This is a genomic window from Nocardia sp. 852002-20019_SCH5090214 (assembly GCF_001665865.1).
Taxonomy (GTDB): Bacteria; Actinomycetota; Actinomycetes; order Mycobacteriales; family Mycobacteriaceae; genus Nocardia; species Nocardia nova.
Map to the genome: position 1 here is coordinate 15,671 of NZ_LZMK01000262.1, position 15,638 is coordinate 31,308.

Sequence of the window (15,638 nt, forward strand, 5' to 3'; positions counted from 1 at the left end):
TCGCGATGGCTACCACTGCGCAATTGCGGGCCGCGCTGGCGGTGCTCCGCGCCGATACCGACGAAGCCGCCGAGCAAGCCCGTATTTCGGAAATGTCCGGAACCGATTCGGCAGCGGTCGAACACGCCCTGCTCGCCGGTTTGCTGTACCGGATGATGGGCGATGATCTACGCCACTCCCTGACCGGCGCTCCCGATCTCACCGCACTCGAGGAACGGGCCCGCGCCGCCGGGCCGGGCACCGCGACCTACGCCACCGACGATCGGGAACAACGCGAGGAGCATTGCGCCCAGGCGCATTTCGAGGCGTACTGGCTCGCCCATCGGATCGCGGGACTGCACTTCACCACCGTGCCGTCGGCCCCCGCGCTGCAGGCGGCCGCGCATACCGCCGAGGCCACCCGCACGCTGCTGCGTATCCATCGCGATCTGCTGGACGCGCCGGATGCCGGGCACCCCGCCTGGGAGGTGGTGATCGACCAGCTCGATCGAGCCCGCGCCCTGGCCTTCGCAGCGTCTGCGGGTGCCCAGCCTCCGGATGACCAGCCCCCGGAAAGTCAGCCTTCGGTAGCTCGGCCCTCGGTAGCTCGGCCTTCGGACGCCGCCGCGGGAGTGTCGGAGATCGGTGTCGAGCGCAGCACCGAATGCCGCACACCGTAGGTGAAATAGACGACCAACCCGATCACCATCCAGATCAGGAATCGCAACCAGGTCTCCACCGACAGATTCAACATCAGCCACAGGCACGCCAGCACACCGAGAATCGGGATCAGCGGCACCAGCGGCACCCGGAATCCGCGCGGCAGATCGGGGCGGGTGCGCCGCAGGATGATCACACCGACCGACACCAGCACGAATGCGAACAGCGTGCCGATGTTCACCATTTCCTCGAGCGTGCCGAACTGCACGAATCCGGCTAGCACGGCACAGACCGTGCCCACGCCGATGGTGAGCGCAGCCGGAGTGCCGAAGCGCCCGGTCCGGGCCAGGCGACGCGGGAGCAGGCCATCGCGCGACATCGCGAACAACACGCGGGTTTGGCCCAGATACAGCACCATCACCACGGTGGTCAGACCGGCCAGCGCGCCGACGGAGATGATGTTCTTGGCCCAGGTGACCCCGTGCAGTTTGAACGCGGTGGCGAGGGTGGCGTCGTTGCCGGCGAGCTCGGTGTAGGGCACCATGCCGGTCAGCACCAGCGTCACGGCCACATACAGGATGGTGCAGATCAACAGCGAGCCAAGGATTCCGCGCGGCACATTGCGCTGTGGATTCTTCGTCTCCTCCGCGGTGGTGGCCACGACATCGAATCCGATGAACGCGAAGAACACCAGGCTGGCCGCGGCCAGTAGTCCGTACCATCCGAAGTTGCTGTCACCGGCGCCGGTCAGCCATTGGAACAGTGTCTGGTGCAGGCCCTCCCCGGTACTGCTGGGCTGAGACGGCGGAATGTAGGGCTTCAGATTCGACGGCTCGAAATAGGCCAGCCCCACCACGATCACCACAGCGATCACCGACAGTTTGATCGCGACCGCGATCGCAGACACCCGCGACGACACCTTGGTGCCGATCACGAGCAGCACCATCAGGATGACGATCAACAGGGCCGCGCCCCAATCGAATTCGACCGACCCGAAATGCACGATCGGCGAGCGCGAGCCCATCACCTCACCCAGATACTGCGACCATCCCTTCGCGACAACCGATGCGGCGAGGGCGAATTCGAGGATCAGGTCCCAGCCGATGATCCACGCCGCCAGCTCGCCGAAGGTCGCGTACGAGAAGGTGTAGGCACTGCCCGCGACGGGGACGGTGGAGGCGAATTCGGCGTAGCACAGGGCGGTGAGTCCACAGGCGACGGCGGCGAAGACGAAGGCCAGCGAGACCGACGGCCCCGCCACATTGCCGGCCGTGCGCGCGGTCAGCGTGAAGATGCCCGCACCGACCACCACGGCGACACCGAAGACGGTCAGATCCCAGGCGGTCAGATCCTTGCGGAGTTTGGAATGGGGTTCATCGGTATCCCGGATCGATTGTTCGACCGATTTGGTTCGCAGCAGACCACCCCGCCGGGGGTTCGGCACCGATCCGGCCGTGTTCTGCGTTGGTGTCGGCTCAGCCACACCCGTCTCCTCCGTTGTCACCGATCCCCCGTGACCCGCAGACAGCAACCTAACAGCACTCGGCAGTCAGTCGTCGCAACATGGTCGTGAAGGCCTTGCCCTCGGCCGATGCGGCCCAAACCGAGCGACCGAGAAAGTAGTTACGGTAAGCGATCCGGGCATTGCGCACCTGCCGACGAGGCGGAATCGTGAGAAAGTAATCGATTTCGGACAATTCGTAGACGATGTGCACGAGCGGGAAGAGGTCGGGCAGGACCTCGCGCTCCACCCGATGCAGCGGCCTGATCTCGCAGTAACCCCGCAGGAACGCGCCCAGTTGCCCGGCCTGCACCCGGGCCGGGCCGCCCGCGGCGATCGAGAGCCAGTCGACAGCGAAGCGTTCGATCGCGGTGGCGAGATCGAAGGCGGCCACGGTCCGGTTCGCCAGGCCGAAATCCACGACGGCGGTGACCCCGCCGTCCGACCAGAGCAGATTCGTGCCGTGCCAATCGTTGTGCGTCCACAGCGGGGGCAACGTCGCGACCGCGGCGGCGAGTTCGGATGCGGGGGCATCCGTCGCGCCCGGTAGATCCACCGGCGGTCCGGCCTGCGACCGTCCCGCGTCCGGGTGTGGCTCGGCGGCCAGGAATCGGCCGACCTCCGGGCGGGCGGCGACGTAGCGGTCGACGGCCGCGACCGGATCGGTGCACAGCCCGGCCAGCAACGGATGCGGCGGGCGCTCCGGTGCCTCGAATCCCACCGCGGCGAGGTGCAGGCGCGCGAGCATCGCTCCGGCCGCGGCCGCATCGGCGGCCGAGTGATAGGGGCTCCACGAGAAGTCGTCGCGGTACCGGTCCTCGCCTGCCCCGAGTTCCTGGATTTCGTAGGTGAACTCGCCGCGCTCGGTCGCCCGCACGCGAGGAATCGGAATGCCTTGTGCTCGAAGATGATTCATGAAGGCGTGTTCGGGGGCGAGGGTCCCGGGATCGCGCAGCGCCGAAGGCATCCGCTTCACCACGACTTGCGTTCCGTCACCCAGCCGCACCCGGGCCGTGGACGACAACGGCCGCCGGCTGCGCCATTCGATCACGGGTGTCGCGCCGGGCTCGGCGAACAGATCTCCCAGCTCGCCGGGAGTCAGCGGGGAGAATGCCGGTGCGGCCGACCCACTTTCGCCCATCGCGAAGACCTGATCGCCCGTCTCCGCGGACTCGTCTCCCGCCCGGCTCAGGACGTCCGCTCCGGCTCGGCCCGGGCGGGCAGCCGTTCGAGACGGGCCAGCACACCGGTGCAGGCGGCCGCGGCCAGGAACGAGTACAGCGAGGCGGAGGACCACCAGCCGGGATGCACACCGACGAGGTCCTGCACCCGCAGCCAGATCCGCGCCCACCAATCCACCGATCCCGGATTGAGCACCTGGTACACGACGAAGCCCAGCAGCCACGGCACCAGCAGGAGCGGACGGGCGGGAGCGTTCTCGGACAGATCCCACCCACGACGGCCGCGACCGAGGAAGAAGTCGACCACCAGCACCGCGCACAGCGGGACGAACACCGATCCGATCAGCAGCAGGAAATTCGAGAAACCGGTGAAGTCGTGCACCCCCAGCGCCAGCACGGTCGCGAGCGCACCCACCGCTGCGGCCAGGAAGCGCCGATCCACCCGCGGCAGCAGATTCTGCAGCGACATCGCGGTGGAATACACATTGGCGAACGACTGATCCGATTCCCGCAGCACGAGCACCGCGAAGAACAGCCATCCGGCCGCGACGCCGAGGAAGGTGTCGAAGATCCGGTCCGGATCACCGCCGGCCTGCAGTAGCGCGACGATGCCGAGCAGATAGCACCAGGTCTGCGCGATCGAATTGCCGGCCATCGTGGCCCCGGTAGCGGCGCGAGCGCCGCGGGCGTGGCGGGTGTAGTCGGCGGCCAGCGGGACGAACGACACCGCCACCGCCAGCGCGGTATCGACGCCGGGGAAGAATCCGCTCCACGACGTACCGGTCACCGGCTGCAGCGGTTGGCGCAGGAACTGAATCGTGAACCAGCCCATGGCCACCGCCACCGCGACCGTCACGTACTTGCGCAGAATGCGCAGCACGTTCAACGGCCAGATCGCCATCGCCGTACACAACGCACCGGCCCCGACAATCACCGCACCGTGCGGCAGATTCCCGTGGGTGAGCGCCGCGACCCCGCCCGCGATCACGGTCAGCTCGAACACACCCCACCCGATGCACTGCACGATGTTGGCCACGGTCGGCACATACGACAGCCGGGTGCCGAACAGTCCGCGGAAGTTCGCCATCGCCGGCGCGCCGGTGCGCGCGCCCACCGCGCCGGCGGCCGCCACCATCGCGGTGCCCAGCACGGTTCCCACCGCGGTGGCGAGGACCGCCGCCGTGACCGGCAACTGGGGATGGCCGGCCGGTTGCAGCACGTAGAAGGCTCCGGTGAAGCCGATCAGGCTCACGCCCAGGTTGGCCCAGAACGCGGCCTGATCACCGAACGACAGGGTGCGCGGCGGAGCGTTCGTCAGCAGCAGCGGGGCCTCGGCCGAGCGGTCTCCCGGCTGCTCGGGCAGAGTCGTCATAGCGAATTCATGCTATCGGGTGCCTCCGGTGGAAATTCGCCCCCAGCTTCGCTCCGGCGCCCGCAGTCGGTAACCTCGTCCCGGATGGTTAGCGTCTCCACATCCGCCCGGCCGCTGTCGGGACCTCGCATGCCGGGAGCCCACCGCATCGGTCGGCTCGTCTGGCTGGTTCCGGTACTGCTGGTCGCCCTGAGCGTGTTCTGGCTGTTGCGGCCCAGCTGGCCCCTGCAGCCGATCAAGCGCGAATTCATCGACCTCCAGGTGTATCGCCTGGGCGTGCAGGCGATGTGGGACGGCGCCGATATGTACGGCAGTCTGCCGAAAACCACGCTCGGGATCAGTCTGCCGTTCATCTATCCGCCCTTCGCCGCGGTGGCGCTCGGCCCGTTCGCACTGCTGCCGTGGAACGCCGCGGCGATCAGTTTCTTCGTGGTTTCCACGCTGGCGCTGGCGATCACGCTCTATCTGGTGGCCCGCCGGGTCTGGGGCAGCGGCGGCACCGAGGTGGTTCTGTGGGCCAGCGCCTGCGCGATTCCGCTGGGCATGCTGCTGGAACCGGTGCATTCGACACTGGATTTCGGGCAGGTCAATCTGCTGCTGATGGTGCTGGTCGCCGCCGACTGCCTGCCCAAACGCACCCGCTGGCCGCGCGGCGTCCTGGTCGGCATCGCCGCGGCGATCAAACTGACCCCGGCCGCCTTCGTCCTCTATTTCCTGGTTCGCCGCGACTACCGCTCGGCGCTCACCGCGGCGATCACCGGTGCCGTCGCCACCGGCATCGCGTTCGCCCTGATGCCGCACGAATCGGTGAAGTACTGGTTCGGCGGTATGGGCAATGTCTCGGGCCTCAGCGGGTCGGCTTTCCGGACCAATCAGTCGATTCAGGGCGTGCTGTCACGCTTCCAGGTCCCCGAACCGGCCTTCACCGCCCTGTGGGCGCTGCTGAGTCTGGCGCTGCTGGTGCTGGTGGTGGCGGCGATGCGGCGCGCGGTCGCCGATCCGGCGCTGGCCCTGGCGTTCAATGCCGTCTTCACCCTGCTGGTTTCGCCGATTTCGTGGTCGCACCACTGGGTCTGGATCGCGCCGGGCCTGCTGGCCGCCGTCGGCGTCGCGACTCGGCTGCCGCGCCGGTCGGCGATGATCTGGTACGCGATCATCATCGCGACCGCGGTCGTGTTCACCATCGGCCCGCAGAACTGGGAACCCGGCGACAACAACCGCGAACTGGCCTGGACGCCGTGGCAGCATTTGGTCGGCGACACCTATGTGTGGCTGAGCGTGCTGCTGGTCGCCCTGTATGTCGTCACCGCACCGCGGTCCACGACGGAAGAACCGCTGCTGCCCGTGTCGTTGCGTTCGCTGCGCACCAAGGTGCCCACCGAGTCCTGAGCCGACACGCCGGGCGCAATCGATCGGTAAATCTCCGAGGCATCCTCCGCCGCCTGCCACCCGGCGTCGGCGACACACCACCGGCGATTTCCCAACACCCCGGTCACCCTGCACTTCCGTCGTACCGTAGATAAATATGGACGACAACACGCCGACCGCGGACGGTGATCCCACCCGCCCGGATCGGCAGCTGATCCAGCGACGAGAGCAAGCCTGGAGCAACTACCAGCAGGCTTGCGCCGATCTCGCCGGTACCCGGATCCGCGCCAATCTCGACGGATGGAAACGCTGGCTGCGCATTCTGCCCGGCGCGGCGGTCGATCAGGCCGAACGCCGCCGCGACGAGATCCGCGCCGAACTGGCGCGACATTGCGTCGGGGCCGACGACCGTCGGTGGGGCGTGCTGTCGGGCGGCGACACCGGAACCTTCGGTGGCTGTTTCGGACTCGAGCACACCATCGGTCAGCTCGCCGAGCGCTACGGCAAGGCCGATCCGCATTGGGTGCGCACCCTGCGCGAAACAGCGCGCAGAACCACCGATATCCGTCCGCTCGCCGCCGACGGTGACCGCACGGCCGTCAGCGATATCACCGATCGCGTGGTGCAAGCCGTCCGCATGGCGCCCGACGACGAGGCGCGACGCCGGCTCGTCGTGCACCTGCCCGGCGAGGTGCGCCCGGTGCCGGCGGATCCGGCGACGCTGGCCGGAGATCAGGGACCGGTCGCGGTCCAGTTCGAAATCTATGCCAGCACCGTCAAACTCGATCACATCGATGTGATTCCGCCGCTGCGCCGGATGGGCCTGGGCACCGCGACGCTGCGCCATCTGTGCCGCACCGCCGACGCCCACGGCATGCATATCGTCGCGCAGCTGGTCCCCACGTTCCGCGACGACGATTCGGCGGTCCCGATCCTGGCGCGCTGGTTCCGCGAGCAGGGTTTCGAGGTGACCGAACGCCTGGGCGGGCGGGTCGTGCGAGCACCCGCCAGCATCCCCTAGCCGGTCGTCGTGGCCGCGCCGATCACCGTGTGCGCGTGAGGAATTCACCGATCGCCGGGGCCAGTTCGGCGGCGACCGGATCGTTGCTCACGCCGGGCAGCTCCCGCAATTCGGCATTCGGGAGCACCTCGGCCATCTTCTTGGCCCCTTTGGTGAGCGCGGGGGCGGAACGATCGCCGATCAGCAGCAGGGTCGGCGCCGTGAGCGCGGCCCAGTCTTCCGGCTGAATGGTCTCACCGCGCGAAAACGGTTTCAGCACAGCGAAATCGTGGGCCGTCGAATCGGCGGTGGCGACCAGCTTCTTCCACACCGACGACATCCGCATGACCGCGACGACCAGCCCCGGCACACCCATCACCTTGGTCATGTAGTACCGGACCGCACCGCTGCGCTTGCCTGCCGCGACGCGCTCGCGCAATTTCTCCTCCGCGTCCTTGGGCGGCACGTGATCCTTAGGGTCGACCACGAACGGCGGTTCGAACGCGACCACGTCGGTGATTCCCGTGATCGCGCCCGAGCGCGCGGCCAGCAGTGCCAGGATCGCGCCCGAGCCCCAGCCGAACAGGGCGGCCGATCCGCCCTCGGCCTCGACCAGCGCGCGGATGTCGGCGATCTCGTTGGCGCTGTCGTAGACCCCCGGCGAGTCCGCGCTGTCGCCGCGCCCGCGCCGGTCGTAGTTGAGCACGCGCAGGCCGTAGTTCTCGGCCAGCGCCTGCGCCAGCTCGACGGTGTTGGGGACCTGCCGATAACCGAAAGCGCCGCTGATCAGCACGACGGTTCCCGCACTGCCGGAACCGATCCGGTCGAAGGCGATGGTGGTGCCGTCCTGCGACGTCACGGTCTGCATGTCCTACTCCTTCGCGGGCCGGGTTCGGTTCGAAAGTACGCGATGGGTTCACGAGCTCCGGCGGGGCCGGTCGGTAGGCTCGCACGGACAGTATTCACGGGCGAGGGGGTGCAGTGGTGACGATGGTCGCCGGACCGCACGGACTTCCGCGCGTCAGCGGATTTCCGAGTTCGGATTTCGATCCCGGCTCGGACAAATGGTCGGGTGTCGCGATCGGCGAGGATCGCATCCGGGCGCTGGCGATCGGGGCGTACTACGGCCGCAGCTGGAGCTCCTACAACGACACCGTCGCCTTCCAGCCGGAACACCCCGGAAGTTCGGAGACCCGGCGCGAATCCACCATCGAGGGCCTGCACGAATCGTGGGGTGTCGACAACGCCGAGGATGCGCGCGACACCATCGGCCGGTTGCTGAGCGGGATGCACGCACCGCTGTTCGCGATGGTGCATCCGCTGGCGACCGCGGCCGCCCAGGACACCACCCGCGTCGACCGCACCGGCCTCGCCGACAGCCACCGCGAATTCCTGCACACCGTGTCCGAGGTGCGCGGCTACCGTGGCGTCAACGGCATCGACCGCGATTACGACGCCTGGTTGCAGGCCATCAAATTCGGCATCGTCGACCGGCTACCGCAACCGCTCAACACCGATGCCACCGCCTGGGACCTCTCGCGCATCGTCTTCATCGCCCGCGCCGCGCACACCGCCGGATATCTGGACGAGGACGAGGCGTGGACGCTGCTGGGCCGCGCGCTCGCCAAAGCCCAGCAGCACTACCGCAATTGGCGGCAGTTCGCGGCCGGCTTCCTCACCGGCGCCATCTTCTGGGCGGCCACCCAGGACCTCGCCGCGGCCAAGGAACAGGTCGACGAACGCCGCTGGATGATCCGCGGCCTGCTGATGCGTCCGTCGAGTCCGTGGCGGCGGGTGGCGCTGCATCCGGGCGCGCCGGTATTCGGCCTCTCCCCGTTCCACTGACGGCGGTTACTGCGGCATCGCGCGCAGAATGCCGATGCCCTCCCATTTGAACTGCTCGGTGTCGACCATGCCGAGTTTGCGCCGCTCCACCAGCAACTGCCATTCGCCGAACAGGTCCAGCGACGACGGACGCGCCATCACGATGGAACCGTCGACATGTTCGATCTCGCAGGCCAGCCGCACGGCACCGTCGACGCGCAGCAGATCCTCGGCCTCGGTGGAGACGAATTCCAGATCCGTGTTGCCGTCCGAAACGCGCAGCGTCGCCACCGATCCGGGCGGCGCGGCCACATCGGTGCGATCCAGCGCGGCCACCGGGAATTCGTAGGTGGCCCCGGCCGATACGAACAGCAGCCGCAGGGTGGTGACCACCACCAGCCCCGGCGCCCCGCGATGGCCGCACGGTGCGCATTCGAGGACGTATTCGTCCGGTCGGGCGTAGGCGTGCAGGGCCGCCAGTTCCCGCGCGCACATTTCCGGGGTGCGCATCCGCTCGGCCGCGCGCGACACGTCTGGACGGATCGGACCGTACTGCCCCGGAACCGGCCGGGGCGGGGTCAGATTCGGCCGCTGCCGCACGATGCGCCGCATCTCGAGCAGATCGTCGCCGATCGCGCGGACCAGTGTGGCGGCCTGCGTGAACACCTCGGGTTCGAGGAAGATCGTCGCCGGATTGCGCCGGGTGGCAACGCCTTTGATCACATAGTCCGGCGCCCGGAAATACAGCAGGATCAGCAGGTCACCGCTGTCGGCCTCGGCGAGGCAGGCGTCACGCAGATCGCAGACCCGCACATCCATGGCGACATCGTCGTCGACGCCCAGCGGCGTGGTGGTGATCCGCCCGTCGGCATATCTGACCGCGGTCCGACGCCCCCACACCTCCAGCACTGCCGCATCCTTCCCATCCGACCCGGTGAGACCTCATCGGGGACGGATTCTACCGAGAGACCCCCGCCGTTCCGGGTATCCGGCGAACGCCGATCAGAGGTTTCCGGCGAACATGCTCGCGAGTCCGGTGGCGGTCGCCACGGCGGTGCTGCCCGTGCTGAGTGCGGCAATGAGAAGTGCGTATGCGCTACTCCGGGACACCACATCCCCCGACACGCGAACCGGATGGATGTGTCCGGCCCGTGAATGTGGGTGGCACACTGGCCGAATGCTCGGTGTACAGCCGGAGACAACCGAAATCGCGGAGCCGACCAGCCAACGGCGGCTGATCCGCTACGCCGTGCGGTTCGCTTACCTGGCAGCACTGGTCGCGGCCTTGATCACCGGAGCACTACCCGGTGGCCGCGTGCAGGAAGCCGCGTGGATGATCGGCGGCGTTCTCGCCTTCACCGTCGACCGGCCCTGGCGCGAGCACATCCGGGTACTGACCGACTGGCTGCCGCTGATCGCGGCGCTCATGGTCTACGACTACACCCGCGACCTCGCCGACAAACTCGGCATGCCGCTGCGCATGCACGAACTCGTCACCGCCGATCGCTGGATGTTCGGCGGCACCCTGCCGACGATCTGGTTGCAGGACCATCTGGCCGGCGACGGCCAGCCCTCGTGGACGCCGATCATCGGCGTGGTCTACACGACGCATTTCATCCTGCCCTGGGCGGTCGCGGCGATCTTCTACGTCTACTCCCGGCCGCTGTGGGTCCGGTATATGCGCCGGATTCTGCTGCTGTCGTATCTGGCGCTGGTCACCTATGTGCTGGTGCCCGCGGCGCCGCCCTGGTACGCGGGGCGCGAAGGGGCCATCCCGGAACACGTGCGGCGCATATCCGGTTTCGGGCTCGGCGTGGTCGATCCCAACGTGAGCGCGCAATGGCTCGAGGACCACGGCAACTACGTCGCCGCCGTGCCCTCGCTCCACACGGCGTTCTCGGTACTGGTGGCCGCGACGCTGTGGCCGCTCACGCGGCACTGGTGGCTGCGCGCGATCCTGGTGATCTATCCGTGCGCGATGGGCTTCACCCTCGTCTACGGCGGCGAGCACTGGGTCTTCGATGTGCTGCTCGGCGGCGGGTACACGGCGTTCACGATCCTGATCACGCGCCTGTGGGAGAACTGGCGGGCGGGGCGGGCACTGTTCGGTCCGCTGCCCGCGACCGGCCGGGGTGACGGGTCGGAGGCCGTGGTGCCCGCGGCCCAGGCCACCACGGTGTGACGAGCGTCTCTCCCCTGCGCGCCCCACGGAACAGGCGCAGGTGAGCAGTCGTTTCTCGCGGCTATCAGTGCGGTTCGGCGCGAAAAACCACGTGCTCACGTGTCCGGTTCACCGGAATACTTGCGCGGCACCGATGAGTTGAGTGGGTCACGGTCGTCAGGTCTGGTGTGGCGTTCGAGGCACAGAGGAGTGGCTCGACGTCGGTCGGACATTCTGCGTCGCAACACCCGGAGGTACACATGCCCGCCGAACCAGTCCATCACCCGGCCGGACGAAGAACCCCCGCGGTGATCCGGCTGCTGGTCCTCGCGACCTTCGTGGTGATCCTCAACGAGACCATCATGATCAACGCGATCCCTCGCCTGATGACCGATCTGCACGTCACCGAGCGGTCCGCGCAGTGGGTGTCGACCGCGTTCATGCTCACCATGGCGGCCGTCATCCCCGTCACCGGATGGTTCCTGCAGCGTGTCACCACCCGCCGCGCCTATGCGCTCGCGATGGGCGTGTTCCTCGCCGGCACCCTGTTGTCGGCCGCGGCGCCGTCGTTCGCGGTGCTGCTCGTCGGTCGCGTCGTACAGGCCGGTGGCACCGCGGTGATGATGCCGCTGCTCATGACGACCCTGATGACCGTGGTGCCCGAACACGATCGCGGCCGGGTCATGGGTAACGTCACCCTCGCCATCTCGGTCGCTCCGGCCATGGGTCCGGTCATCTCCGGCCTGGTACTCCAGATCGGTTCCTGGCGTTGGCTTTTCCTGCTGGTGCTGCCCATCGCCGGTGCGGTGACCTTCTTCGGCCTGCGGAAACTGGAGAACGTCGGCGAACCCGAGAGCGGCGCGATCGATTGGGCCAGTGTTGTTTTCGCGGCCCTCGGGTTCGGCAGCCTGGTCTACGGCCTCAGCCGGTTCGAGGTGGGCAACATCGTGATCCCGGCGCTGATCGTCGCCGCCGGCGTGGCCTTCATCGCGGTGTTCGCCGCCCGCCAGATCCACCTCCAGCGCACCGGATCTCCCCTGCTCGATCTGCGAATCCTGTTGTCCGGCACCTACACCAAGGCACTCGTGCTGATGGCGGTGGCCTTCCTGGCGATGATGGGCTCGATGATCCTGCTGCCGCTGTACCTGCAGAACCTGCGGTCGCTGTCACCGCTGGAAACCGGTCTGCTGGTGATGCCGGGCGGATTGGCGATGGGTCTGCTGGGGCCGACGATCGGGCGCCTCTTCGACCGCTTCGGCGGGCGCATGCTGGTGATTCCGGGTGCGGTCGGCATCGCGGCGGCGCTGGCCGGCTTCACCCGCATCTCGCTGACCATGCCGTACTGGCAGTTGCTGGCGCTGCACATCCTGCTGATGGTGTCGCTGGCCGCGGCCTTCACCCCGGTCTTCACCCTCGGTCTCGGCGCGCTGCCGCAGCATCTGTACTCGCACGGCAGCTCGATGCTCGGCACCCTGCAGCAGGTGGCCGCGGCGTTCGGCACCGCCCTGGTGGTCACGGTGATGACCGCCCGCGCCACCACCCTCACCGATCGCGGGATCGCACCGCTCGTCGCCCATCTGTCGGGTATGCGGCTGGCCTTCGGGATATCCGCCGGCCTGGCGCTGATCGTCATCGTGATGGCGGTGCTGCTGCCCAACCGCTCGGCCTCCTCGGAGGCGGTCGTCCTCGACTCCGAGGATGTCGAGGACACCGAGATGGTCCGCGGCTGACCACGGCCCGAAACGCCCGCGAGACAACCGGTCTCGCGGGCGTCGTCGTGTCGGCTCAGCCGCGATCGGCGCCGGGACGAACCGGTATCGACACCGGCCCCACGGTGAAGAACGAAGGCGTATAAGGGATTTCGGCGGGATCCACGGCGAGACTCAGGTCCGGGAACCGCCGGTACAGGCTCGCCAGCCCGAGCCGGCCCTCCAGCCGGGCCAGCGGTGCGCCGATGCAGTAGCGCGGTCCGTGCCCGAATCCGAGGTGCGGCCGCGGCGGGCGGGTGATGTCGAATTCGTCGGCGGTCTCACCGTGCTGCGCGGTGTCCACTCCGGTGGCTTGGTAGACGACGCCGACCGCCTTGCCCTTCGGAATCGGAACCCCGTCGATCGTCACGTCCTGCAGCGTGAATCGGAAACTCGTCATCATCACCGAGTGCCGGTAACGCAGCGTTTCCTCTACGACGTCGGCCCACCGATCCTCCGCCTTCACCAGGGCCAGCTGGTCGGGATGCCGTCCCAGCGCGACGACCGCGTTCCCGAGCAGGTAGACGGTGGTTTCGTGGCCGGCGATCAACATCAGCCACAGAATGGCGACCAGTTCGTCCGTGGTGAGCCGATCGCCCTCGTCCCGCGCCCGGACGAGATCGGAGGTCAGATCGTCACCGGGCTCGCGCTGCTTGCGCTCGACCAACTCGTAGAGATAGCCGCGCAGCGCCACCTGCGTCGAGAACGCCTCCTCGGCCGAAATCTCTTGTGACAGTGAGGTCAACGTCCACTGCCGCAGCTGCGCCCGCTCCGACTCCGGTACGCCGAACAGCTCGCTGATCACCGCCATCGGCAGCGCGTCGCAGAACGCCGGCACCAGATCGACCGGATCCCCCGCGGCCGCCACACCGTCGAGCAGGCCGTCGATGATCGCCTGGATCCGCGGCTCCAGATCCCGTACCCGAGCCGGAGTGAATCCCTTCCCGACCAGGCCGCGCAGTCGCCGATGGTCCGCACCGTCCTTGGTCGACAGATGATCGCCCTGCACGATCGCCCGGAACGGCCAGTCCTCGGGGATCGAGCCGTCGTAGAGGGCGGGCCAGTGTTTCGGATCCCGGGCGAAGGTCTTGTTGTCGCCGGCGAGGATCTCCTCGACCGCCCGATGGGAGAGCGCGAGGTAGGCCGGAACCCCGCCGGGGAAGTCGACTTCGACCACCGGAGCGGTCTTGCGTAGGCGGAGGCAGGTATCGAGGGGGCGTTCGTTCGCATCGGGAAAAGCAGGTCGGTTCGTCATCACGGAACCCTTCGACTGTCGACGTGCCTGCGCACGCGAGGGATGAGACCTGTTGCCCGCGAGATCATCTCAGAATCGCGGTGCCGCGGGAGCCGGTCGAGCACCACCGGTGGGGAGAGTCGATTCCCTTCGGCTCGGGTCGCGCGCGCCGACGTGGCAGCCCTTCCGAATTAGAACGTGTTCTATATTCGAGACGACCGTTCCGGCGATACTCGGGAGTTGACGACATGTACAAGTGGTCCGACGAAGATCTGATGCTTCGCGACGCCGTGCGCGGCTTCATCAAGAAGGAGATCGAACCGCATGTCGACCGGCTCGAAAGCGGGGCACTGCCGCCGTTCGACATCATCCGCAAGCTCTATGCCACCTTCGGCCTCGACGAGATGGCGCGCGAGGGGCTGGCGAAATCGCTGGCCCGCGAGGAAGCCGGAACGCCGGGGAAGTCCGGCGGTTTCAGCGGTTCCGGCAGTATGGGCGTCATCCTCAACAGCGAGTTGGCCGGAGTGAGCCTGGGCCTCGTCGCGTCGATGGGCGTGAGCCTCGGCCTGGCCGTCGGCACCATTCGCAGCCGCGGCACCCTCGCGCAGAAGAAGCGCTGGCTGCCCGAGCTGGTGACGTTCGAGAAGGTCGGCGCCTGGGCGATCACCGAACCCGATTCCGGCTCCGACGCATTCGGCGGTATGAAGTCCTACGTCCGCCGCGACGGCGAGGACTACATCCTCAACGGCCGCAAGACCTTCATCACCAACGGCCCGTACGCCGACGTGACCGTCGTCTACGCCAAACTCGACGAGGAGGACGGCACCGATCGCCGCGACCGCAAGGTGCTGACCTTCGTCCTCGACAAGGGCATGCCCGGTTTCGTGCAGAGCGCGCCGTTCAAGAAGATGGGCATGAATTCGTCCCCCACCGGCGAATTGGTCTTCGACAACGTCCGCCTGACGCCCGACCGCCTGCTCGGCGAAACCGAGAATCCCGCCAAGGGCGACGGCAAGGACAGCGCCAAGGAATCCTTCGCCGCCGAACGCATCGGCATCGCCTCCCTGGCGCTGGGCATCATCAACGAATGTCACCGGCTCTGTGTCGATTACGCGAAATCGCGCACGCTGTGGGGCAAGGAGATCGGCCACTTCCAACTCATCCAGCTCAAGCTCGCCGAGATGGAAGTCGCCCGGATCAACGTGCAGAACATGGTCTTCAACGCCATCGAACGCACCGCGGCCGGCGAATCCGTCTCTCTCGCCGAAGCGTCCGCCATGAAGCTCTACTCCTCCCGCGCCGCCACCGAGGTCGCCATGGAGGCCGTCCAGCTGTTCGGCGGCAACGGCTACATGTCCGAGTACAAGGTGGAACAGCTTGCCCGCGACGCGAAGTCGCTGATGATCTACGCCGGCAGCAACGAAATCCAGGTCACGCACATCGCGAAGGGCCTGTTGAACGCGTGACCCGCAGTCCCCTGCCGCACCACCGGCAGGGGACTGGGATCCGTTGCGCCCGGCTTCGGCACCGAACTTTTCGTGCAAACCTCGGCGAGAATGCGAGAAAACCGCGCGATCGGGCGCGGTTTGCACGATCAGTTGACCGCCGGG

The 15,638-nt window shown here is 67.7% G+C and carries 13 protein-coding genes; 7 read left to right on the forward strand and 6 right to left on the reverse strand.

What is annotated here, in order from left to right:
• Positions 1 to 5 precede the first annotated feature (5 nt).
• A complete protein-coding gene (locus tag A5780_RS20050; protein ID WP_063009407.1) occupies positions 6 to 659 on the forward strand; it encodes a hypothetical protein in 654 nt (217 codons plus the stop codon).
• On the opposite strand, the gene A5780_RS20055 is transcribed toward A5780_RS20050, so the two are convergent.
• From A5780_RS20055 to A5780_RS20065, 3 genes are all read right to left on the reverse strand, one after another.
• On the reverse strand, positions 557 to 2,083 hold the full coding sequence (locus A5780_RS20055; protein WP_064909255.1) for an amino acid permease: 1,527 nt from the start codon (positions 2,081 to 2,083) through the stop codon (positions 557 to 559). The genes A5780_RS20050 and A5780_RS20055 overlap by 103 nt on opposite strands.
• Before the next feature lie 88 nt (positions 2,084 to 2,171).
• A complete protein-coding gene (locus A5780_RS20060) occupies positions 2,172 to 3,281 on the reverse strand; it encodes a phosphotransferase enzyme family protein (RefSeq protein WP_064909243.1) in 1,110 nt (369 codons plus the stop codon).
• Positions 3,282 to 3,328: 47 nt separating this feature from the next.
• The gene (locus tag A5780_RS20065; protein WP_064909244.1) at positions 3,329 to 4,693 is read right to left on the reverse strand and encodes a cytosine permease; all 1,365 of its coding nucleotides are present in this window, start codon (positions 4,691 to 4,693) and stop codon (positions 3,329 to 3,331) included.
• 84 nt (positions 4,694 to 4,777) lie between these two features.
• On the opposite strand from A5780_RS20065, the gene A5780_RS20070 reads away from it, so the two are divergent.
• Both A5780_RS20070 and A5780_RS20075 read left to right on the forward strand, forming a co-directional pair.
• Entirely contained in the window at positions 4,778 to 6,082 is a 1,305-nt protein-coding gene (locus tag A5780_RS20070; protein WP_082976589.1) for a glycosyltransferase 87 family protein, read from the forward strand.
• Positions 6,083 to 6,218: 136 nt separating this feature from the next.
• Positions 6,219 to 7,082, forward strand: coding sequence for a hypothetical protein (locus tag A5780_RS20075; protein WP_063009401.1), 864 nt, complete (start codon positions 6,219 to 6,221; stop codon positions 7,080 to 7,082).
• A gap of 22 nt (positions 7,083 to 7,104) precedes the next feature.
• Here the strand turns inward: A5780_RS20075 and A5780_RS20080 are convergent, their stop codons facing one another.
• Positions 7,105 to 7,929: an alpha/beta fold hydrolase gene (locus A5780_RS20080; protein ID WP_063009399.1), complete on the reverse strand. Its 825-nt coding sequence runs from the start codon at positions 7,927 to 7,929 to the stop codon at positions 7,105 to 7,107.
• Between the two features lie 122 nt (positions 7,930 to 8,051).
• Here A5780_RS20080 and A5780_RS20085 point away from each other — a divergent pair, with 122 nt between their 5' ends.
• Positions 8,052 to 8,906, forward strand: a complete 855-nt coding sequence (locus A5780_RS20085; RefSeq protein ID WP_063910627.1) for a DUF1266 domain-containing protein — start codon at positions 8,052 to 8,054, stop codon at positions 8,904 to 8,906.
• Positions 8,907 to 8,912: 6 nt separating this feature from the next.
• Here the strand turns inward: A5780_RS20085 and A5780_RS20090 are convergent, their stop codons facing one another.
• Complete coding sequence (locus A5780_RS20090; RefSeq protein WP_064902078.1) at positions 8,913 to 9,794, reverse strand: hypothetical protein; 882 nt, start codon at positions 9,792 to 9,794, stop codon at positions 8,913 to 8,915.
• A 268-nt stretch (positions 9,795 to 10,062) separates the two neighbouring features.
• On the opposite strand from A5780_RS20090, the gene A5780_RS20095 reads away from it, so the two are divergent.
• Positions 10,063 to 11,067, forward strand: coding sequence for a phosphatase PAP2 family protein (locus tag A5780_RS20095; protein ID WP_064902079.1), 1,005 nt, complete (start codon positions 10,063 to 10,065; stop codon positions 11,065 to 11,067).
• A gap of 239 nt (positions 11,068 to 11,306) precedes the next feature.
• Positions 11,307 to 12,776 (forward strand): MDR family MFS transporter, encoded by a 1,470-nt coding sequence (locus A5780_RS20100; RefSeq protein ID WP_064909246.1) that lies wholly within the window; start codon positions 11,307 to 11,309, stop codon positions 12,774 to 12,776.
• 55 nt (positions 12,777 to 12,831) lie between these two features.
• On the opposite strand, the gene A5780_RS20105 is transcribed toward A5780_RS20100, so the two are convergent.
• Positions 12,832 to 14,049, reverse strand: a complete 1,218-nt coding sequence (locus tag A5780_RS20105) for a cytochrome P450 (RefSeq protein ID WP_082976590.1) — start codon at positions 14,047 to 14,049, stop codon at positions 12,832 to 12,834.
• Positions 14,050 to 14,276: 227 nt separating this feature from the next.
• Between A5780_RS20105 and A5780_RS20110 the strand changes: the two genes are divergently transcribed.
• Complete coding sequence (locus tag A5780_RS20110) at positions 14,277 to 15,494, forward strand: acyl-CoA dehydrogenase family protein (RefSeq protein WP_063009391.1); 1,218 nt, start codon at positions 14,277 to 14,279, stop codon at positions 15,492 to 15,494.
• Positions 15,495 to 15,638: the final 144 nt, after the last annotated feature.

Coding starts and splice junctions, on each gene's coding strand:
- A5780_RS20100 (WP_064909246.1), top strand. CDS start 11,307: ATGCCCGCCGAACCAGTCCATCACCCGGCCGGACGAAGAACCCCCGCG.
- A5780_RS20050 (WP_063009407.1), top strand. CDS start 6: ATGGCTACCACTGCGCAATTGCGGGCCGCGCTGGCGGTGCTCCGCGCC.
- A5780_RS20070 (WP_082976589.1), top strand. CDS start 4,778: ATGGTTAGCGTCTCCACATCCGCCCGGCCGCTGTCGGGACCTCGCATG.
- A5780_RS20075 (WP_063009401.1), top strand. CDS start 6,219: ATGGACGACAACACGCCGACCGCGGACGGTGATCCCACCCGCCCGGAT.
- A5780_RS20060 (WP_064909243.1), bottom strand. CDS start 3,281: ATGGGCGAAAGTGGGTCGGCCGCACCGGCATTCTCCCCGCTGACTCCC.
- A5780_RS20095 (WP_064902079.1), top strand. CDS start 10,063: ATGCTCGGTGTACAGCCGGAGACAACCGAAATCGCGGAGCCGACCAGC.
- A5780_RS20085 (WP_063910627.1), top strand. CDS start 8,052: ATGGTCGCCGGACCGCACGGACTTCCGCGCGTCAGCGGATTTCCGAGT.
- A5780_RS20065 (WP_064909244.1), bottom strand. CDS start 4,693: ATGACGACTCTGCCCGAGCAGCCGGGAGACCGCTCGGCCGAGGCCCCG.
- A5780_RS20110 (WP_063009391.1), top strand. CDS start 14,277: ATGTACAAGTGGTCCGACGAAGATCTGATGCTTCGCGACGCCGTGCGC.
- A5780_RS20080 (WP_063009399.1), bottom strand. CDS start 7,929: ATGCAGACCGTGACGTCGCAGGACGGCACCACCATCGCCTTCGACCGG.
- A5780_RS20105 (WP_082976590.1), bottom strand. CDS start 14,049: ATGACGAACCGACCTGCTTTTCCCGATGCGAACGAACGCCCCCTCGAT.